Raw genomic sequence first — 20,137 nt, forward strand, 5'->3', positions numbered from 1 at the left:
GATAAACAGAGGCTTAAAGGATTTTTCGGCACCTTTGGCGCCAAGGCTGGATTGCCGCGGAATTAACGTGTTTGTTAATTTCGAATTCACTAATAACAAAAATGTTGAGATGCCATGGGTGCCCGCAGCTTCCCCCAGGACCTGCTCCGTCAGTTCCGCATGCAGCCCGAAAAGGGCCAGATCTGGATCGGCCAGCAACGCGCATTCCTCATGCAGCTGTCCGCCTTCGCCGCCTTCCGCCGTGAGTTGATCGCCGAGATCGGCGTGGCCCATTCGCGTCGCCTGCTGGCCCGCATGGGCTATGCGACGGGCTCCAGCGACGCCGGGCTGGCGCGCCAGTTGCGTGGCGACGAGAGCGACCACGCCTTCATGGCGGGGCCGCTGCTGCATGCGCTGGAAGGGGTGACGCAGGTGGAGACCTTGCGCATGGAGGTGGACGTGGAGTCCGGCCACCACTATGTCGAGCAGATCTGGCACGACTCCTTCGAGGCCAGCGCCCACCTGGCGCACCTGCCGCCTTCCGCCGAGCCGGTCTGCTGGATGCAGGTCGGCCACGCCTCCGGCTTCAACAGCGCCTTCTTCGGCCGCACGGTGCTGTTCCGCGAGGTGGAGTGCCGCGGCATGGGCCACGCGCACTGCCGGATCATCGGCAAGCCGCTGGAGGAGTGGGGCCCCGACGGCGATCAGCTGGAGCTGTTCGGCTCCACCGACTACATCAACGCTTCGCTGAACGACCCCGTGCTGGACGAGGCCCTGGCGGTTTCCGACCTGATCGGCACGGACCCGAGCTTCCTCGCCACCTGCCGGCGCATCGAGAAGATCGCCACGCGCGACGTCACCGTGCTGTTCCAGGGCGAGACCGGCGTGGGCAAGGAGCGCTTCGCCCGCCTGCTGCACCAGCTCAGTCACCGCGCGGACAAGCCCTTCGTCGCCGTCAACTGCGCGGCCCTGCCGGAAACCCTCATCGAGTCGGAGCTGTTCGGCGTCGAGAAGGGCGCCTTCACCGGCGCCCACCGCAGCCGGCCAGGGCGCTTCGAGCAGGCCGACGGCGGCACCCTGTTCCTCGACGAGATCGGCACCCTGACCTCGGTGGCCCAGGAGAAGCTGCTGCGCGTGCTGCAGCAACGCGAGGTCGACCGGCTGGGCGGCGATGCGCCGCGCCCCGTCGACATCCGCGTCATCGCCGCCACCAACGCGGACCTGGAGAAGGATGTCCAGCAGGGCCGTTTCCGCGAGGACCTGTACTACCGCATCAACGTCGTCCCCATCCACATCCCCGCGCTGCGCGAGCGGCGCAACGACATCCCCTTGCTGATCCGCTACTTCATCAAGCGCTTCTCCACCCAGCACCAGCGCACCATCAAGGGCCTCTCGCGCGCGGCCGTGCGGGCGCTGCTGGAATACCACTATCCCGGCAACGTGCGCGAGCTGGAGAACATCATCGAGCGAGGCGTGGTCCTGGCCGACGACAACGAGCCCATCGGCCTGAGCGACCTGTTCCTGTCCCCGGCGCGGGAGGCGGAAGCCCGGCCGGCCTTCGAGGCCCCGCAGCAGCGGCAGCGGATCATCGAGCAGTGGCTGGACGAGCACCCGCTGGAGGAGCTGATCGAGGCTTCGGTGAAGCGTGCCCTGGGCCGGGCCGGCGGCAATGTCGCCGGCGCCGCGCGGCTGCTGGGCATCACCCGCCGGCAGTTGGAGCACCGCCTGAAGACGCGCCAGCCTGGCGACGCCGGTATGGCGGATTGATCGCCCGGCCCCCTTCGGCAACGAGGCCGAAGGGGCCCCGGGATCGCTGAATTCTGGTTGTTCTATTCAGAGAGTCGATCGAACTTTCATTCGACCGAAAACAGCAGGGTTCTTCACTTTTAAAATGCTAGGTATTTCCCGCCCGGCAATATAGCCGCTGCGCGTAAAAACACCCTCGCCAAATAGTATATGAATCCGCGATTCATAAGGGCTGCAAGGGCTATTCATGTTTCGATGGCTCATGTCTTGCCTTCGCTTGAAATCATTCTGAAATATTCAAAAAACAAGAATCGGCCCCGGTTTGGGGACAAGGTCTTCGCCGGTGGCGGAGAACTTTGTGGGAACCGAATTAATTGGGTGGCAGTTGCCGTCTTTATCGGATTTCAGGAGATTCTTGATGCGTAGTATTTCTGCACTGGGCGGGATGGGGATTTGTGCCGGGGCATTGCTCGTTGTGAGTGTTCCGGCGCAGGCGGGGGTCGATGCCAGGCTGCTGGAAATGCTCAAGGCCAATGGCTCGATCAGCGCCGCCCAGTACACCGAACTCACGGCCGAGCTGGACAGGGAGAACCAGGTCGCCGCGGAACAGGCCAAGGCGAAGAAGGAGCAGATGAGCGCCTTCGAGCAGAGCATCGCCTGGGCCGCCAGGACCCAGGTGAAGGGCGACGTCCGCGTGCGCCAGGAAACCGTGCATGCGCAGAACAGCGGCAGCAAGGGCGACCAGAACCGCCAGCGCATCCGCGCGCGGGTCGGCTTCTACAGCCAGATCAACCCGCAGGTGGACACCGGCATCCGCATCGCCACCGGCAGCGGCGACGACGCCCGTTCGACCAACCAGAGCATGGACAACTACTTCGACAAGAAGCAACTGTGGCTGGACCAGGCCTACATCGACTTCCACCCCGCGGCGGTGAAGAACCTGCACCTGATCGGCGGCAAGATGAACCAGCCGTGGGTCAGCGAAGGCGACGTCATCTGGGACGGCGACATCAACCCCGAAGGCTTCGCCGCCACCTACAAATACCCGCTGGGCGCCAGCGCCGAGCTGTTCGGCAGCGCCGGCTACTTCAACCTGAAGGACAACGTCGACGGCGAAGGCTACGCCTTCCAGCATGACCTGCGCCTGTACAGCGGCCAGTTCGGCGCCCGCTTCGCGCCCATCGACGGCATCAAGGCGACCCTCGGGGCGAGCCTCTATGCCTACGACAACGACAACGACAGTGCCTGCGGCTCGGCCACCACGACGCCGTGCCAGCTTTCCGCCAACGGCAACACCACCAGGGACTTCCGCCTCTACGAAGGCTTCGGCCAACTGGACTTCGGCAACCTGCCGGTTCCGCTTTCGCTTTATGGGCAATACGTGGTCAACCAGGCGACCGATAGCAATGAAGATACTGCCTGGCTGACCGGCGCGAAGACCAAGGTGGGCGACTTCAGCTTCGACTACAACTATCGCGACGTGCAGCGTAATGCGGTGGTCGGGGCATTTACCGATTCGGACTTCGCCAATGGTTACACCGCATCTCGTGGTCACAAGTTCAAAGTTGCCTACGACATCGACAAGAACTTCGCCCTGGGTGCCACTTATTTCATGGCCAGGTCGGATGCCGCCAGTGGTTCGCGTAAAGATGCGGATATCGATACGTTGCAATTGGATCTGGAGGCGAAGTTCTAGGTTAGTTGCGGATTTAAAGATTTTTCGAAGTATCAGTTGATACCGCGTGCTCCATATATCGAGGGTTGTCCATTGACTTCATTCAAGCCACCTTGAGTTCGTGAATGCCGGCTTCGGCCGTCCGATTCATTCCCCTTGGCCGCCACGACGACCCCATGCGTCGTGGCGGCTTTTTCATGGGGGATCGGAGAGCTTTGCGTAGGAGCAACTGTCTTGCGCCGAGGTGCTCTTCGTAGGATGGGTTGAGCTTGCGAAACCCATGCGGTGGCGGTGATGGGTATCGCTTCGCTCAACGCCATCCTACGAAAAGCCGTGCTTCCTGGAACCGTAGGGCCCTGCCCGCGAAATCGCGCGCAGGGCGCGCTCCTACATGGGGCACGGTGCCGGGGCCGCCCGTAGCGGATCTCATCCGCGAATCGCGCTTGCGAATGGTGTGTGCCTGCGGCTTTGGGTGTTGGGCTTTGGAGCGCCCTCTCCCCAGCCCTCGGCTGCGCGCCCCGCCCTGAAGGGAGAGGGGGCTTGTCCGTGCCGAGAAAGGTAATGGTTCCTGCCGGAAGCTGCCGAGATTGCCGGCTAACGCCATAACATCAAACCCTGCCCAACGGTCCCCTCTCCCTTCAGGGAGAGGGTTAGGGAGAGGGGCTCTTAGACCTGTCACCAATGTTCCGGCCCGCAGCCGAAAATCGCGGACAAGGTCCGCTCCTACATGGGCACGGTGCCGGGGCAGCTTGTCTTACCCGCCATGCGAGGCGCTTTTCGTAGGATGGCGTTGAGCGAAGCGATACCCATCACCATGGCCCGATGGGTATCGCAAGCTCAACCCATCCTACGACGGCCGGAACGCCGGAGTCGGGGCCAACGGCGGATAACGCCCGGGGCGTTATGCGCCCTACGCTGCGATGGGGGAGCGCCCGAGGGTGGGATAACTCGCCGGCGTCCATGTCTGGCCCCCTCGGGCGCTCGGTTCCACTATGTTTTCGCCGGAGGCCGGAAACGAATGACCTGGGTCAAGGCTTCCGGACTGTTTCCATGCGCGATGACCGCACCGTTCAACTGTTGTTCAGGTTTGGCCTGGCGCTTTCGAAGTGAGGCGGCCTCAACTCGTCCGCGCGTAGAGCAGCAGGCCATAGCCCAGCAGCATCAGCGGCCAGGCCACGGGCGGGCCGAACAGCAGCGCCCAGAGCCGGCCGCGCGGGTCGAAGCCCACGCCGTGGACGAAGCCGCCGCTCACGCCGAGCATCACCAGCATCAGCAGGCCGTGGCTGTAGCCGCCGTTGGCGTCGAGCATCAGCGCCGGGTGGATCAGCAGCACCAGCGCCAGCGGCGCCGCCAGCAGCAGCGACAGCGCGCGGCTCCAGCGGCGGCGCAGGGCGCGTTCAGGACTGGCGGCGGTCATCGCTGTCCAGGTCCTGGGTGGTTTCCAGCCAGAGGGCGTTGATGATGCCGAAGCTGCAGGCCAGCAGCACACCGAGAATCCAGGTGAAGTACCACATGCTTGTCGCTCCTCAGTAGAGTCCGTGGGGGTTGGCGTCGATGTGCCCGCGGCTCAGCCGGCCCCACATGCGCACGTAGCCCCAGAGGGTGTAGCAAAGGATCAACGGCACGAAGATGCAGGCCACGGCGAACATGATGCCGAGGGTCTTGTGGCTGGACACCGCGTCCCACAGCGTCAGGCTGGCCGCCGGGTTCTCGCTGGAGGGGAAGACGAAGGGGAACAGGGCGAAGCCGGCGGTGCAGAGGGTGCCGACGATGGCCAGGGCGCTGCCGAGGAAGGCCAGGCCGCCCCTGTTGCCGCTGGCGCTGGCCAGGGCGAGCAGCCCGCCGAGGATGCCCAGCGCCGGGGCCAGCATGGTCAGCGGTTGCTTGTGGTAGTTGGCCAGCCAGCCGGCGTTGTCCAGCGTCACCTGCTTGTGCAGCGGGTTGAGCACGGCGTTGCCGTCCACCGCCGAGGCCAGGCTGAAGCCGTGCATGCCCAGGCTGAGCCACAGCCCGGCGCCGATGAAGGCCGCCAGGTACACCAGCGCGCACAGTTGCGCGGCGCGGCGCGAGCGTTCGGCCAGTTCGCCGTCGGTGCGCAGCATCAGCCAGGCGCCGCCGTGCAGGCAGAGCATGCTCAGGCTGACCACCCCGGCGAGCAGGGCGAAGGGGTTGAGCAGGGCAAAGAACGAGCCGCTATAGGTCGGCCGCATCATGTCGTCGAGGTTGAACGGCAGGCCCAGGAACAGGTTGCCGAAGGCCACGCCGAACACCAGCGCCGGGACGCAGCCGCCGACGAACAGCGCCCAGTCCCAGGCCGCGCGCCAGCGCGGGTTCTCCAGCTTGCTGCGGTAGTCGAAGCCCACCGGCCGGCAGAACAGCGCGAACAGCACCAGCAGCATGGCCCAGTAGAGCCCGGAGAAGGCGGTGGCGTAGACCATCGGCCAGGCGGCGAAGAGCGCGCCGCCGGCGGTGATGAACCACACCTGGTTGCCGTCCCAGTGCGGGGCGATGGTGTTGATCGCCACGCGGCGCTCGTGGTCGTCCCGGGCGACGAAGGGCAGCAGCGCCATGGCGCCCATGTCGAAGCCGTCGGTGAGGGCGAAGCCGATCAGCAGCACGCCGATCAGCACCCACCAGGTGATCTTCAGGGTTTCGTAGTCCATGGCGGGCTCCTCAGGCAGTGGCCGGGCGCTGCGCGGCGCCCTGCTCGAAGTGGTAGCGGCCGGTGTGCAGGCTTGACGGGCCGAGGCGGGCGAACTTGATCATCAGGTACAGCTCCACCACCAGCAGCAGGCTGTAGAAGGCGACCAGCGCGATCAGCGAGCCCCACAGGTCGTGGGTGCCCAGGCTGGAGGCGGACAGGTGCACCGGCAGCACCTCGCCGATGGACCAGGGCTGGCGGCCGTGCTCGGCGACGTACCAGCCGGTCTGCGCGGCGATCCAGGGCAGCGGCAGGCTCAGCAGCGCCCACTTCAGCAGCCAGGGCTTGCGCTCCTCGTTCTTGCGCGCCGAGGCCCAGAAGGCGCAGGCGAACAGGGCGAGCATGAGGAAGCCGCAGGCGACCATGATGCGGAAGCTGAAGAACAGCGTGAGCACGTCGGGGATGGTGTCCAGGGTGGCCAGGCGGATCTGCTCTTCGCTGGCGTCCACCACCTTGTCGGTGTACTTCTTCAGCAGCAGGCCGTAGCCCAGGTCCTGCTTCACATCATCGAAGGCGGCGAGGGTGGCCGCGGAGGTGTCGCCGCTGCGCAGCTGTTCCAGCAGCGCGTAGGCCTGCATGCCGTTGCGGATGCGCGCCTCGTGCTGCACCAGCAGGTCCTTGATGCCGGTGACCTCCTTGTCCAGCGAGCGGGTGGCGATGATGCCCAGCGCGTAGGGAATCCTGATCGCGTAATGGGTGCGCATCTGCTCCTGGTCGGGGATGCCGAACAGGGTGAAGCCGGCTGGCGCCTGCTCGGTGTTCCACTCGGCCTCGATGGCGGCCAGCTTGGTCTTCTGCACGTCGCCGATCTCGTAGCCGGACTCGTCGCCGAGGATGATCACCGAGAGGATCGAGGCCAGGCCGAAGGCCGAGGCGATGGCGAAGGAGCGGCGGGCGAAGCCCTGGTCGCGGCCCTTGAGCAGGTAGTAGCTGGAGATGGCCAGGACGAAGATCGCCCCGGTCACGTAGCCGGCGGCCACGGTGTGGACGAACTTGACCTGGGCCACCGGGTTGAACAGCAGCGCGCCGAAGTCGGTCAGCTCCATGCGCATGGTCTGGAAGTTGAACTCCGCGCCCACCGGGTTCTGCATCCAGCCGTTGGCGATCAGGATCCACAGCGCCGAGAGGTTCGAGCCCAGCGCCACCAGCCAGGTCACGCTCAGGTGCTGGACCTTGGACAGGCGATCCCAGCCGAAGAAGAACAGGCCGATGAAGGTGGATTCGAGGAAGAACGCCATCAGCCCCTCGATGGCCAGGGGCGCGCCGAAGATGTCGCCGACGTAGTGGGAGTAGTAGGCCCAGTTGGTGCCGAACTGGAACTCCATGGTCAGCCCGGTGGTGACGCCGAGGGCGAAGTTGATGCCGAACAGCTTGCCCCAGAACTGCGTCATGTCCTTGTACACCTGCTTGCCGGTCATCACGTAGACCGACTCCATGATCGCCAGCAGGAAGGCGAGGCCCAGCGTCAGGGGCACGAACAGGAAGTGGTACATCGCCGTCATCGCGAACTGCAGGCGTGACAGGTCGACTACGGCTTCGGAAATCATCACGGGGACTCCTTGGCGGGGGATGAGGTGGGGGTGGATACGGGGTCGGGGGTGCCCAGCAGGTGCGCGCTGACCTGCCGTTCGCCCTCGGCGGGAAGGGGGGGGGGGTCGAACCAGATGGCCTTGATGGCCAGGAGCAGCACCAGCTTGATCAGCAGGATGGCCGCCAGTTCCTTCACCAGCTTCGGGTAGCGGATTGACGCACTCACTTGTGCACCTCCGGAGCGACTGCTGTAATACCCCATAGGGTATGTTGGAAATGCCCTTCCAATGAGATGGCAGATTGACGCAGCGGGCGCACGGACCCTCGTCCGGCGCCCGACCCGGCAAGCCGGCCGCTCATCTTCACCGCGCTGGATGGCCGGCGCGGGACCTGACCAAGGAGATCGTCATGAAAGCGAATGTGGGGACCATCGATCGCGCGGTGCGCATCGTCGTGGGGCTGCTGCTGATCGGGCTGAGCCTCGCCGGCGTGATCGGCTGGTGGGGGTGGATCGGCGTGGTGCCGCTGGCCACCGGCATCTTCCGTTTCTGCCCGGCCTATCCGCTGCTGGGCATCAGCACCTGCGGGAGCTGCAAGCGCTCCTGAGGCCGGGCGCGGGCCATGCCCGGCGGCTGCCGCGCCGCCGGGCTGGCTGTGCCCGCCGAACAACGCTACCCTCACGCCCGGGCGCCGGGTTGCCGTGGATGGGAATCCCATGGAGCCTTCACCTTGGGATGCGCGTTGGAAGGTACACGTGAGCAGAAAAAGCGATATCACCCCCCAGGAAGCGATGCTCAACCGCCTGGCCCGGGTCGAGGGCCAGATCCGCGGGTTGCAGGCCATGATCCGCCGGGGCGAGGAGTGCGAGACCATCGCGCTGCAGTTCCGCGCGGCGCGCAAGGCCCTGGAAAAGGCCTACCAGGAGCTGCTCGCCTGCCTGCTGGAAGAGGCGTTCGAGGACCAGGAGCAGGACGCGGCGCAGACGCTGCAGCGGGTCCGGGCGATCTTCACCAAGTACACCTGAGCGGTGCGCTGCCCGGCCGTTCATATGACGCCCAGCGCCCCCAGGCTGCGGTAGAGCATGTACAGCGCGGTGGCGCCGATCATCGCCGCCGACACCAGGTTCAGGGTGCCCTGGCTGCGCGACAGGCGCGTCGCCAGCCAGGCGCCGCACAGCCCGCCGGCCACCCCGCCGCCGATGAACACCACCGCCAGCGGCCAGTCCACCAGGCCCGAGCGCGCGTAGTTGAGCGCGGTGGTCAGGCCGAAGGCGGTCACCGCCACCAGCGAACTGCCCACGGCGAAGAGGATCGGCATGCGCGTGGCGGCCATCAGGCCGGGGACGATGAGGAAGCCGCCGCCGATGCCGAAGAACCCCGACAGGGCCCCGGCCAGGCCGCCGAATGCCGCCAGCCGCGGGGCGTTGCCGCGGCCCAGGGCCACCGCGGCGTCGCCTTCGCTGGCGCGCCCGCGCAGCATCAGCGCCGCCACCAGCAGCATCAGCAGGGCGAACAGCGCCAGCAGCTTCTGGCCGTCGAAGGCCTTGCCCAGGGACGAGCCGAAGAAGGCGCCGACCACCCCGACCAGGGCGAACAGCGAGGCGCAGGGCCACTTCACGTTGCCGCGGCGGGCATGGTTGAGCAGGTTGGCGGCGGCGTTGGCGGCCACCGCCAGGGCGCTGGTGCCGATGGCGACGTGGGGGTTGTCGACGCCGACCAGGTAGACCATCAGCGGCACGGCGAGGATCGAGCCGCCCCCGCCGACCAGGCCGAGGGTGAAGCCCACCAGCGAACCGGCGGCGGCGCCGAGCAGGTACTGCAACAGGCTGAGGGTCGGCATCGCGGCTTCCTCAGGCGGACTGTCCGGCGCGGTGCCGGCCGGGCGCGCAGAGCCACTCGCGGCCCTTGAGCATGGCGTTCCAGTAGATGCCCGGCAGCGCCTCGGACTTCAGGTGCCAGGCCAGGCGCGACGGCTTGCGGCCATCGAGCAGCCAGCGCGGGAAGGTGGGCAGCAGCTTGCCGCCGTAGCCGAACTCGGCGAGCACGATCTTGCCGCGCTCCACGGTCAGCGGGCAGGAACCGTAGCCGTCGTAGGCCGCCGTCAGGGGCTGGCCGTCGAGGCAGGCGAGGGCGTTGTGCGCCACCACCGGCGCCTGCTTGCGCGCCGCCGCGGCGGTCTTGGCGTTGGGCGCGGCGCTGGCGTCGCCGAGGGCGAAGACGTTGGCGAAGCGCGCATGGCGCAGCGTCACCGGGTCGACGTCGATCCAGCCGCCGTCGCCGGCCAGCGGACTGCTGCGGATGAAGTCCGGGGCGGTCTGCGGCGGGCACACGTGGAGCATGTCGAACTCGCGCACTTCCTCGTGGCGCCGGCCGTCGGCATCGGTGCGGGCGAAGGTGGCGGTGCGCGCCGGGCCGTCGACGGCCGCCAGGGTCGAGCCGAAGTTGAGCTGGGCGCGGTAGCGCTCGACGTACTCCATCAGCGCCGGCACGTAGTCCGCCACGCCGAACAGCGCGGCGCCGGCGGTGTGGAACTGGATGTCGATGCCCTCCAGGCGACCGCCGCGCAGCCAGTGGTCGGCGGACAGGTACATGGCCTTCTGCGGCGCGCCGGCGCACTTGATCGGCATCGGCGGCTGGGTGAAGAGCGCGCGGCCGCGGTGCAGGCCGCGCACCAGTTGCCAGGTGTAGGGCGCCAGGTCGAAGCGGTAGTTGGAGGTCACGCCGTTGCGCCCCAGGGTGTCGGCCAGGCCGGGGATGGCGTTCCAGTCCAGCTTCAGGCCGGGCGCCAGGACCAGCACGCGGTACTTCAGGCTGGCGCCGTTGGCCAGGATCACGCGGTCGTCCTGGGGCGCGAAGGCCGCCGCGGCGGAGCGCTCCCAGGCCACGCAGTCGGGGATCAGCGCCGCCATCGGGCGCACCGTGCGGTCCTGGGTGAAGACGCCGGCGCCGACCATGGTCCAGCCCGGCTGGTAGTAGTGCTCCGTGGCCGGCTCGACCATGCAGATGCTCAGGTTCTGGCGGCGCTTGAGCAGGCTGGCGCAGGTGGCCAGGCCGGCGGCGCCGGCGCCGATCACCACCAGGTCATAGGTGGGCTCGCCGCGCCCCGGACGGGGGCTGGCGGCGGCCTGCAGGCGCGGGCGCAGCTGGCCGAGGTCGAAGCCGGCGCGGGCGGCGCGGGCGAGTATGTCGTCCAGGGGCCGTTGCCCTGCCTGGGACAGCGCCCAGAGGGTGGCCGAGCGGGTGCCGGTGCGGCAGTAGGCGAGCACCGGGCCGGGCAACTGCTCCAGGGCGGCGGCGAAGGCGTGGACGTCGGCGTCGCCGATGGCGCCGCTGGTCACCGGCAGGTAGGCGAACTCCAGGCCCTGGGCGGTGGCGGCCGCGGCCATGGCCTGGCTGCCCGGCTGGTCGTCGGCCTCGCCGTCGGGGCGGTTGCAGACCAGGCTGCGGATGCCGGCGGCGGCCAGGGCGGAAAGGTCTTCGGGGTTCAGTTGCGGGGCGACGCAAAAGCCATCGTCCAGGGGCAGACGTTGCATGGCGGATTCCTCTTCTTCTTTCGGCGGCGCAAGGCAAGGGGAGGGCGGCGGGACAGCGGCCGTCATGGCCCGCCGTCGGCGGCTCAGAGCAGGTTCAGCGGCAGCTTGAGGTAGCGCACGCCGTTGTCTTCCGGCTCCGGCAGGTGGCCGCCGCGCATGTTCACCTGCACCGAGGGCAGCATCAGGCGCGGCATCGGCAGGGTGGCGTCGCGGGCGTCGCGCATGGCGACGAACGCGGCCTCGCTCACGCCGTCGTGGACGTGGATGTTGCCGGCGCGCTGCGCGCCGATGCTGGTTTCCCAGGCGTAGTGGTTGCGGCCGGGGGCCTTGTAGTCGTGGCAGAGGAACACCCGCGCCGGCTGCGGCAGGCCGAGCAGCCGGCGGATGGAGCGGAACAGCGTGGCGCTGTCGCCGCCGGGGAAGTCGCAGCGCGCGGTGCCGTAGTCGGGCATGAACAGGGTGTCGCCGGGGAACACCGCATCGCCGATCACGTAGGCCATACAGGCCGGGGTATGCCCGGGCACGTGCAGGGCGATGGCCTGCAGGTTGCCGATGCGGAAACTTTCGCCATCCGCGAAAAGATGGTCGAACTGGCTGCCGTCGCGGGCGAAGGCGCTGCCGGCGTTGAAGATCTTGCCGAAGGTCTGCTGCACCCGGGTGATCCGCTCGCCGATCGCCAGGCGCCCGCCCAGGCGCTCCTGCAGCAGCGGCGCGGCGGACAGGTGGTCGGCATGGGCGTGGGTCTCCAGCAGCCAGGACACCCGCAGGTCGTTGGCCTGGACGAACTCCACCAGGGCCTGGGCCGACTCCTGGTGGGTGCGGCCGCTGGCCTGGTCGAAGTCGAGCACGCTGTCGATGATGGCGCAGGCGTTGCTGGTGGGATCGCGCACCACATGGCTGACGGTGAAGGTGGCTTCGTCGAAGAACGAGGTGACCTGCGGGGCGGGGGCGCGGCCGCTGGTGGCGTCGTCGACCAGTGCGCTGGCGGCGGCCAGGGCGGCATCGGCGTGGAGGGCGGACATGGGGGACGTCTCCTGCGACATTGACCTGAATCATGCTTACACTATTTCTTTAATAGTGCAATTATGAAAACGTCGAAGTGTCGCCGTCGACGCTACCGGGCCGGGGCGGTAGCATGACGGGCCTGTTCAGCCGAGGATCTGGATCACCGTGGAAGCCAATGCCTGTTCCGCTCCCTCCATGCCGCCGCTGCGCCAGAACGACCGTGCGCCGGAGTTCCGCGCCCGCACCACCCGCGGCGACGTCGCCCTGAGCGACTACCGCGGCCGCTGGCTGCTGCTGTTCTCCCACCCGGCGGACTTCACCCCGGTGTGCACCAGCGAGTTCATCGCCTTCGCCCGCGCCAAGCCGCGCTTCGACGCACTGGGCTGCGAGTTGCTGGCGCTGTCGGTGGACGGCCTCTACTCGCACCTGGCGTGGATACGCGACATCCACGAACGCTTCGGCGTGGCCATCGACTTCCCGATCATCGAAGACCCCTCCATGGCCATCGCCCGCGGCTACGGCATGGTCGGCCCCGACGCGGTGGACAGCTCCACCACCCGGGTCAGCTACGTGATCGACCCGGAGGGCATCATCCGCGCCCTGAGCTGGTACCCGATGAACGTCGGCCGTTCGGTGGAGGAGCTGTTGCGCCTGGTCGCCGCGCTGCAGGCCACCGACCAGTACGCCGCTTCCACGCCGGAGGGCTGGCAGCCCGGCGGCGCGCTGCTGGAGCCGGTGGCCCTGGATGCCCATGAGGCGCTGCAGGTCGAGCCCGGCCCGGACGAAACCTGGTACTACCGCTGGAAGAAACCATGAAAGCGCCGGCCGACGAGGGCCTGGAAGCCCTGAAGGAACGCGCCAACGACGCCGCCGAACTGCTGCGCCTGCTGGCCAACCCGACGCGCCTGCTGCTGCTCTGCCAGATCGCCCGTGGCGAATGCTCCGTGGCCGAGTTGGAACGCGACCTCGGCCTGCGCCAGCCCGGCCTGTCGCAGCAACTGGCGGAACTGCGGCAGAACCAACTGGTGAAGACCCGCCGCGAATCCCGCTCGATCTACTACAGCCTGGCCGATGCCCGCGTGCAGGTGCTGCTGGAAGCGTTGCACGAGGCGCTGTGCGGCGATCCGCAGCTGCAACAGGCGGCCCGGCTCCCCGCCAGGGCGACGCCGGCGCCCGGGGAGAGCGCGCGCTTCGCCCGTATCGAGCGTTAGGCCTGCCGCCATACCGCCGCGCGCAGCGGCGGTCACTTCTTCTGGCTACATCCCCGCCTGCCGGCTGATTTCCGTCTTGCACACCTCCAGCGCTTCGCGGAAGTAGGCCTCGCGAGCCTGGAAGCGCGTACTGGGCGCCACCACCGACACCGCGTGCGGCCCCATGAACGTGGGGATCAGGATGCTGAGGGCGCTGATGCCCGGCGTGTGTTCCTCGACGTCCCGGGCCATGCCGCTGCGGCGGATGGCCCGCATTTCCGCGAGCAGCGCCGGCAGGTCGCGGGTGTGAGGGGTCAGCCTGGCCGGGGAGGGGCCCAGCCACTGGGCGATGCTGTCGTCGTCCAGGGTGGACAGCAGCACCTTGCCGTCGGCCGTGGCATGCATGGGCAGGGAGTGCCCCATGGGGATCACCACGCGCAACTCGGTCTCGGCGATCACGCGGTCGATCACGTGGGTCTGGCGGGCGCGGATGCAGGATAGCGCCACGGTTTCCTGCAGGGCGTCGCAGAGTCGTTCCAGGGAGTGCCGGGCCACCGAGATGATGTCGCTGTGGGCCTGGTGGATCAGTTGCCCCAGCGCCGGGCCCAGGCGGTAGCCCGTGCCGGGGCGGATCGCCTCCACCAGCGCCTCGGCTTCCAGCGCGCCGATGATGCGCTGCACCGTCGAACGCGGCAGCCCGACGGCCTGGGCGATGGCCGCCAGGCTCAGGCCCTGGGGCTGCGCGCCCAGCGCGCGCATGATGGCGCTGGCCCGGGCGATCACCTGGATGCCGCCGCCGCGCGACTCTTCCGGCATGTCTTTCTCTTCGCTCATCTCGTTCCTCGAAGCTCTGCATCGCCGCATGCGCCGTGGCGACCGGCGGAGTGTACAGCCTTGCCGCGCGCTCGGCAGGAGCTGTGAATTCAGTTGTACCATATTGCGATACAGATAATCGTATTGTGGTACACTGCCGCCTCGCCCGATCCGGCCCCGCCGTTGGCGGAAGTCCTCCGCGCGGCCATTCGGGCATTGGCGGCATGTCCAAGGAGAAACCATGAAAGTCAGAGCTTTGCGGAGCCTCGGGGCCCTGTTGTCGACGGCGCTGGTGCTGGCGGCGTGCGAAAAGACCGAGCAGAAGGTGGAGGCTGCGGCCCCCGAGGTGGGCGTGGTCGAACTCAAGGCGCAGGACGTCCTGCTCAGCGGCGACCTGCCCGGGCGCACCGCGCCCTACCGCGTGGCCGAAGTGCGGCCGCAGGTCAGCGGGATCATCCAGAAGCGCCTGTTCGCCGAAGGCAGCGTGGTGAAGAAGGGCCAGCAGCTCTACCAGATCGACCCGGCGCTGTACCAGGCCGCGGTGGACAAGGCCCAGGCCACCCGCGACAGCGCGCGCAACCTGGCGCAGCGCTACCAGCGCCTGCTGGAGACCCGCGCCATCAGCCGCCAGCAGTTCGATGATGCGCAAGCGGCCTGGAAGCAGGCCGAGGCCGAGCTGAAGACCGCCCGCATCAACCTGGAGTACACCCGCGTGCTGGCGCCCATCGGCGGGCGCATCAGCCGTTCCAACGTCACCGAGGGCGCGCTGGTGAACGCCGGCCAGGCCCAGGAGCTGGCCTCGATCAACCAGCTCGACCCCATCTACGTCGACGTCAACCAGGCCGCCACCGACATGCTGCGGCTGCGCCGCGAGCTGGATTCCGGGCAACTGAGCATGGCCGGCCCGGGCCAGGTGCAGGTGCACCTGAGCCTGGAGGACGGCTCGCGCTACCCGCTGCCCGGGGTGCTGAAGTTCTCCGAGGTGACGGTGGAGCCGAGCACTGGCGCGGTGACCCTGCGCGCGGTGTTCCCCAATCCGGACGGCCTCCTGCTGCCGGGCATGTTCGTCCACGGCTCCCTGGCCGAAGGCATGCGCCGCCAGGCGCTGCTGGTGCCGCAGCAGGGCATCAGCCGCGACCTCAAGGGCGAGGCCACCGCCTGGGTAGTGGGCGAGGGCGACAAGGCCGAGCTGCGCCAGGTGCGGGTGTCGCGCACCCTGGGCAACCAGTGGCTGGTGGAGTCGGGCCTGGCCGCCGGCGAGCGCGTCGTCACCGAGGGCGTGCAGCGCGTGCGCCCCGGCGCCGTGCTCAAGCCGGTGGCGGCGAACAACGTCGCGCCCGTGCAGACCCTCGCCAGCTCCCACGAATAGAACTGCCCCGGCCTAGCCGCAATCTTCCGGTAATTCCCAATGGCATCCTTCTTCATCAACCGGCCGATCTTCGCCTGGGTGATCGCGATCGTGATCATGCTGGCGGGTGGGCTTTCCATCCTCAAGCTGCCGGTCAACCAGTACCCGAACATCGCCGCGCCGGCGATCATCACCACCGTCACCTATCCCGGCGCCTCGGCGCAGACGGTGCAGGACACCGTGGTGCAACCCATCGAGCAGCAGCTGAACAACCTCGACGGGCTGCGCTACATCTCCTCGGAGAGCAACGCCGACGGCAGCACCAACATCATCGTCACCTTCGACCAGGGCACCGACCCGGACATCGCCCAGGTACAGGTGCAGAACAAGCTGCAGCTGGCCACCCCGCTGCTGCCCGAAGAGGTGCAGAAGCAGGGGCTGCGGGTGGCCAAGTACCAGATCAACTTCATGCTCATCGTCGGCCTGTATTCCGAGGACGGCAGCATGGACGACTTCGACATCGGCAACTACATCGCCTCCAACCTCAAGGACCCGATCACCCGCACCAAGGGCGTCGGCGACTTCCTGCTGCTGGGCGCGCAGTACGCCATGCGCATCTGGGTCGACCCGCAGAAGCTGCTCAGCTACCAGCTGACGCCGCAGGACGTGATCGACGCGGTGCGCGCGGAGAACGTGCAGGTATCCTCCGGCGCCCTCGGCGGCCTGCCGACGCACCAGGGCGTGCAACTGAACGCCACCGTGCTGGGCATGTCGCGGATGACCACCGCGGCGCAGTTCCGCGAGATCCTCCTGAAGGTCAACCCGGACGGCTCCCAGGTGCGCCTGAAGGACGTGGCCGAGGTCGGCCTGGGCTCGGAGAACTTCTCCATCTCCGGCACCTACAACGGCAAGCCGGCGGCGGCCATCGCCCTGCGCCTGGCCACCGGGGCCAACCTGCTGGACACCGTCAAGCGCGTGCACGAGACCGTGGCCGAGCTGGAGCCCTATTTCCCCAAGGGCCTGAAGGTAGTCTACCCATACGACACCTCGCCCGTGGTCAGCGCCTCCATTCATGAGGTGGTCAAGACGCTGTTCGAAGGCATCCTCCTGGTGTTCCTGGTGATGTACCTGTTCATGCAGAACCTGCGCGCCACGCTGATCCCCACCCTGGCGGTGCCGGTGGTGCTGCTGGGGACCTTCGGCGTGCTGGCGGCCTGCGGCTTCACCATCAACACCCTGACCATGTTCGGCATGGTCCTGGCCATCGGCCTGCTGGTGGACGACGCCATCGTGGTGGTGGAAAACGTCGAGCGGGTGATGGTGGAGGAGGGGCTCTCGCCCCGGGAGGCCACGCGCAAGTCCATGGGACAGATCCAGGGCGCCCTGGTGGGCATCGCCATGGTGCTTTCGGCGGTGTTCGTGCCCATGGCCTTCTTCGGCGGCGCCACCGGCATCATCTACCGGCAGTTCTCGGTCACCATCGTCTCGGCCATGGCCCTGTCGGTGCTGGTGGCGATGATCTTCACCCCGGCGCTGTGCGCCACCCTGCTCAAACCGGTGCATGGCCACCACGAGAAGAAGGGCTTCTTCGGCTGGTTCAACCGCAGCTTCGACCGCGGCGCCGAGCGCTACAAGACCGGCGTGGACGCCATCGCCCGGCGCAAGGGGCTGTTCCTGGGCATCTATGGGCTGATCGTAGTTGCGCTGGTGTGGCTGTTCCCGCAGATTCCCAGCGCCTTCCTGCCCGACGAGGACCAGGGCAACATGGTGGTGCAGGTGCAGATGCCGAGCAACGCCAGCGCTGCCCGTACCCAGGTGGTGCTGGACGAGATCCGCGACTACCTGCTGCACGACGAGGCCGGGCTGATCGACTCCGCGTACACGGTGAGCGGCTTCAACTTCGCCGGCCGCGGGCAGAACTCCGGGATGCTCTTCATCGGCCTGAAGCCGTGGGGGGAGCGTAGCGGCCGCGACGACACCAGCATCTTCGCCCTGGCCCAGCGCCTGCAGGCGCGGATCGCGCAGATCAAGGACGGCACCGCCATCGCCATCGTGCCGCCGGCGATCCTGGAGATGGGCAACGCCACCGGCTTCGACCTGTTCCTCCAGGACCGCGTCGGCCTGGGCCACGAGAAGCTCATGCAGGCCCGCGACAGGTTCCTCGAACTGGCCGCCGCCGACCCGGTGCTGAAAAACGTGCGGCCCAACGGCATGAACGACGAGCCGCAGTACCAGGTGGTGATCGACAAGGAAAAGGCCCGCGCGCTGCAGGTCAGCATCAGCGACATCAACGCCACCATGAGCACCGCCTGGGGCTCGGCCTACGTCAACGACTTCGTCGACCGCGGACGGGTGAAGAAGGTCTACGTGCAGGGCGCCATCGACTCGCGCATCTCGCCCGAGGACTTCGCCAAGTGGTACGTGCGCAACGCCCGTGGCGAGATGGTCAAGTTCTCCGCCTTCGCCTCCGGCTACTGGACCTACGGCTCGCCCAAGCTGGAACGCTACAACGGCGTGCCGGCGGTGGAAATCCAGGGCGAGCCGGCCCCCGGCTACAGTTCCGGCGACGCCATGCAGGCGGTGGCGCGCATCGTCGCCCAACTGCCCGACGGCATCGGCCTGCAGTTCACCGGCATCTCCTACGAGGAACGCCTGTCCGGCTCCCAGGCGCCGGCGCTGTACGCCATCTCGGTGCTGATCGTGTTCCTCTGCCTGGCGGCTCTCTACGAAAGCTGGACGGTGCCCCTGGCGGTGATCATGGTGGTGCCGCTGGGCGTCATCGGCGCGGTGTTGGCCACCCTCGGCCGCGGCCTGGCCAACGACGTGTTCTTCCAGGTCGGCCTGCTGACCACCGTGGGCCTGTCGGCGAAGAACGCCATCCTCATCGTCGAGTTCGCCAAGGCGCTGCACGAGCAGGGCATGCCGTTGCTGAAGGCGGCTTCGGAGGCGGCGCGCCTGCGCCTGCGGCCGATCATCATGACCTCGCTGGCCTTCGTCCTCGGTGTGCTGCCGCTGGCCATCTCCCACGGGCCGGGCTCCGGCAGCCAGCACTCGATCGGCACCGGGGTGGTCGGCGGCATGCTCACCGCGACCTTCCTGGCGGTGTTCTTCGTGCCGATGTTCTACGTGCTGATCACCCGCCTGTTCAGCCGCAAGGCGAAACCACTCGACGCCCAGCAGGGAGAACACGCATGAATCAGCTGAAATGGCGGGCGATGCTCAGCGTCGCCCTGGCGGTGGGCGCGCTCGGCGGCTGCTCGCTGATCCCCGACTACCAGCGCCCGGAAAGCCCGGTCGCGCAGGACTGGGCCGCGCCCCGGGCCGGCGCGGCGCAGGCGCTGCTGCCCTGGCAGGGCTTCTTCAAGGACGAACAGCTCAAGGCCCTGGTCGCCGATGCCCTGGAGAACAACCGCGACCTGCGCGTGGCCGTGCTGAACATCGAGAAGGCGCGGGCGCAGTACCGCATCAGCCGCGCCGACCTGCTGCCCTCGATCGACGCCAGCGCCTCCGGCAACGGCCAGCGCACCCCGGCGGACCTGTCCAGCAGCGGCCGCACGGAGACCACCCACCGCTACGACGCCGGGGTGGGCATCGCCTCCTATGAACTGGACTTCTTCGGCCGGGTACGCAGCCTCAACGAACAGGCGCTGCAGACCTACCTGCAGACGGTGGAGGCGCAGCGCAGCGCGCGCATCGCCCTGGTCGCCGAGGTAGCCACGGCCTACTACCAGTTGCAGGCGGACCTGCAGTCCCTGGCCATCGCCCGGCAGACCCTGGAAAGCCAGCGGCAGAGCTACGCCACCATCCGCAGCAGCTACGCCGCGGAAGTCGCCACCGAGCTGGACCTGAGCCAGGCGGAAAGCACGGTGCGGGCCGCCGAGGCCAGCCAGGCGCAGTACCGGCGCCTGGTGGCGCAGGACCGCAACGCCCTGGTACTGCTGGTGGGCCGGCCGCTGGATGCGCAGCGGCTGCGCCAGGCGGCGCCGCAGGCGCTGGCGCTGGACGAGGCGCTGCCGGTGGGCCTGCCCTCGCAGGTGCTGACCCGGCGCCCGGACATCCTCGCCGCCGAGCACGCGCTCAAGGCCGCCAACGCCAACATAGGCGCGGCGCGCGCGGCCTTCTTCCCGCGCATCGGCCTGACCGCCTCGGCCGGTTCGGCCAGCGCCGAGCTCGGCCAGCTGTTCGCCGGCGGGCAGGGCGCCTGGAGCTTCGTGCCGTCGATCAGCCTGCCGATCTTCGACGGCGGCCGCAACCGGGCCAACCTCGACGTGGCCAAGGTCCAGGCCTCCATCGAAGTGGCCAACTACCAGAAGGCCATCCAGGTGGCCTTCCGCGAGGTGGCCGACGGCCTGGCCGCGCGCGGCACCCTGCAGGAGCAGGTGCGCGCCCAGGCGCTGCTGGTGAAGGCCAACGCCCACTCCTACGACCTGGCCCGGGCCCGCTACGAGCAGGGCGTGGACACCTACCTCAACTCCCTGGACGCGCAGCGCAGCCTGTTCGCCGCGCAGCAGGAACTGGTGGCCACCGAACTGGCCCGCCAGCAGAACCTGGTGGCGCTGTACAAGGCCCTCGGCGGGGGCGACAGATGAGGGCCGCGGCGCGCGCCGCCGGGGAGTAG

At 68.2% G+C, this 20,137-nt stretch carries 19 protein-coding genes; 9 read left to right on the forward strand and 10 right to left on the reverse strand.

The annotated features are described in order from the left end of the window. Nucleotides 1–114: 114 nt before the first annotated feature. Entirely contained in the window at nt 115–1,746 is a 1,632-nt protein-coding gene (locus RN02_RS27520) for a sigma-54-dependent Fis family transcriptional regulator (RefSeq protein WP_043318339.1), read from the forward strand. Between the two features lie 276 nt (nt 1,747–2,022). On the opposite strand, the gene RN02_RS34055 is transcribed toward RN02_RS27520, so the two are convergent. Then, a complete protein-coding gene (locus tag RN02_RS34055; protein ID WP_177331079.1) occupies nt 2,023–2,253 on the reverse strand; it encodes a hypothetical protein in 231 nt (76 codons plus the stop codon). Between RN02_RS34055 and RN02_RS27525 the strand changes: the two genes are divergently transcribed. Beyond that, complete coding sequence (locus RN02_RS27525; protein WP_043318341.1) at nt 2,144–3,421, forward strand: putative porin; 1,278 nt, start codon at nt 2,144–2,146, stop codon at nt 3,419–3,421. The genes RN02_RS34055 and RN02_RS27525 overlap by 110 nt on opposite strands. A gap of 1,096 nt (nt 3,422–4,517) precedes the next feature. Here the strand turns inward: RN02_RS27525 and RN02_RS27530 are convergent. The 5 genes from RN02_RS27530 to cydP are packed head-to-tail and all read right to left on the reverse strand — an operon-like array spanning nt 4,518 to nt 7,857. Continuing rightward, nucleotides 4,518–4,817, reverse strand: a complete 300-nt coding sequence (locus tag RN02_RS27530; RefSeq protein ID WP_043318342.1) for a cyd operon YbgE family protein — start codon at nt 4,815–4,817, stop codon at nt 4,518–4,520. Next, a complete protein-coding gene (gene cydX, locus RN02_RS32860; RefSeq protein ID WP_009623142.1) occupies nt 4,798–4,914 on the reverse strand; it encodes a cytochrome bd-I oxidase subunit CydX in 117 nt (38 codons plus the stop codon). The genes RN02_RS27530 and cydX overlap by 20 nt, the downstream gene beginning before the upstream one ends. Before the next feature lie 12 nt (nt 4,915–4,926). After that, nucleotides 4,927–6,063 (reverse strand): cytochrome d ubiquinol oxidase subunit II, encoded by a 1,137-nt coding sequence (cydB, locus tag RN02_RS27540; protein ID WP_043318345.1) that lies wholly within the window; start codon nt 6,061–6,063, stop codon nt 4,927–4,929. A 10-nt stretch (nt 6,064–6,073) separates the two neighbouring features. Further along, nucleotides 6,074–7,648: a cytochrome ubiquinol oxidase subunit I gene (locus RN02_RS27545; protein WP_043318347.1), complete on the reverse strand. Its 1,575-nt coding sequence runs from the start codon at nt 7,646–7,648 to the stop codon at nt 6,074–6,076. Then, nucleotides 7,648–7,857 carry a cytochrome oxidase putative small subunit CydP gene (gene cydP, locus RN02_RS27550; RefSeq protein WP_043318348.1) on the reverse strand — a complete coding sequence of 70 codons (210 nt, stop codon included), beginning with the start codon at nt 7,855–7,857 and terminating at the stop codon, nt 7,648–7,650. Before cydP ends, RN02_RS27545 begins: the two co-directional genes overlap by 1 nt. Nucleotides 7,858–8,039: 182 nt before the next feature. Here cydP and RN02_RS27555 point away from each other — a divergent pair, with 182 nt between their 5' ends. Together RN02_RS27555 and RN02_RS27560 are read left to right on the forward strand one after the other, a co-directional pair. Further along, nucleotides 8,040–8,237 (forward strand): YgaP family membrane protein, encoded by a 198-nt coding sequence (locus RN02_RS27555; RefSeq protein ID WP_043318350.1) that lies wholly within the window; start codon nt 8,040–8,042, stop codon nt 8,235–8,237. A gap of 184 nt (nt 8,238–8,421) precedes the next feature. Further along, entirely contained in the window at nt 8,422–8,655 is a 234-nt protein-coding gene (locus tag RN02_RS27560) for a metal-sensing transcriptional repressor (RefSeq protein WP_009623131.1), read from the forward strand. A gap of 20 nt (nt 8,656–8,675) precedes the next feature. On the opposite strand, the gene RN02_RS27565 is transcribed toward RN02_RS27560, so the two are convergent. The 3 genes from RN02_RS27565 to RN02_RS27575 all read right to left on the reverse strand — a co-directional run bounded on the left by RN02_RS27565 (nt 8,676) and on the right by RN02_RS27575 (nt 12,185). After that, complete coding sequence (locus tag RN02_RS27565; RefSeq protein ID WP_043318352.1) at nt 8,676–9,470, reverse strand: sulfite exporter TauE/SafE family protein; 795 nt, start codon at nt 9,468–9,470, stop codon at nt 8,676–8,678. 10 nt (nt 9,471–9,480) lie between these two features. Further along, the gene (locus RN02_RS27570) at nt 9,481–11,163 is read right to left on the reverse strand and encodes a bifunctional protein tyrosine phosphatase family protein/NAD(P)/FAD-dependent oxidoreductase (protein ID WP_043318354.1); all 1,683 of its coding nucleotides are present in this window, start codon (nt 11,161–11,163) and stop codon (nt 9,481–9,483) included. 83 nt (nt 11,164–11,246) lie between these two features. Continuing rightward, nucleotides 11,247–12,185, reverse strand: a complete 939-nt coding sequence (locus RN02_RS27575) for an MBL fold metallo-hydrolase (protein WP_043318356.1) — start codon at nt 12,183–12,185, stop codon at nt 11,247–11,249. 148 nt (nt 12,186–12,333) lie between these two features. Here RN02_RS27575 and RN02_RS27580 point away from each other — a divergent pair, with 148 nt between their 5' ends. Both RN02_RS27580 and RN02_RS27585 read left to right on the forward strand, forming a co-directional pair. Then, a complete protein-coding gene (locus tag RN02_RS27580; RefSeq protein WP_043318358.1) occupies nt 12,334–12,984 on the forward strand; it encodes a peroxiredoxin in 651 nt (216 codons plus the stop codon). Next, the gene (locus tag RN02_RS27585; RefSeq protein ID WP_009623122.1) at nt 12,981–13,379 is read left to right on the forward strand and encodes an ArsR/SmtB family transcription factor; all 399 of its coding nucleotides are present in this window, start codon (nt 12,981–12,983) and stop codon (nt 13,377–13,379) included. The genes RN02_RS27580 and RN02_RS27585 overlap by 4 nt, the downstream gene beginning before the upstream one ends. A gap of 45 nt (nt 13,380–13,424) precedes the next feature. Here RN02_RS27585 and RN02_RS27590 read toward each other — a convergent pair whose 3' ends face one another. Further along, nucleotides 13,425–14,192: an IclR family transcriptional regulator gene (locus RN02_RS27590; RefSeq protein WP_043318360.1), complete on the reverse strand. Its 768-nt coding sequence runs from the start codon at nt 14,190–14,192 to the stop codon at nt 13,425–13,427. 220 nt (nt 14,193–14,412) lie between these two features. On the opposite strand from RN02_RS27590, the gene RN02_RS27595 reads away from it, so the two are divergent. From RN02_RS27595 to RN02_RS27605, 3 genes are read left to right on the forward strand one after another with little or no spacing between them, the layout of a single operon-like run. Continuing rightward, nucleotides 14,413–15,540, forward strand: coding sequence for an efflux RND transporter periplasmic adaptor subunit (locus RN02_RS27595; protein ID WP_009623120.1), 1,128 nt, complete (start codon nt 14,413–14,415; stop codon nt 15,538–15,540). A gap of 39 nt (nt 15,541–15,579) precedes the next feature. Next, entirely contained in the window at nt 15,580–18,714 is a 3,135-nt protein-coding gene (locus RN02_RS27600; RefSeq protein WP_043318362.1) for an efflux RND transporter permease subunit, read from the forward strand. Beyond that, entirely contained in the window at nt 18,711–20,108 is a 1,398-nt protein-coding gene (locus RN02_RS27605; protein ID WP_043318364.1) for an efflux transporter outer membrane subunit, read from the forward strand. Before RN02_RS27600 ends, RN02_RS27605 begins: the two co-directional genes overlap by 4 nt. The last annotated feature ends 29 nt before the right edge of the window (nt 20,109–20,137 follow it).

Source organism: Pseudomonas sp. PI1 (assembly GCF_000812405.1).
GTDB classification, from domain to species: Bacteria; Pseudomonadota; Gammaproteobacteria; order Pseudomonadales; family Pseudomonadaceae; genus Pseudomonas; species Pseudomonas citronellolis.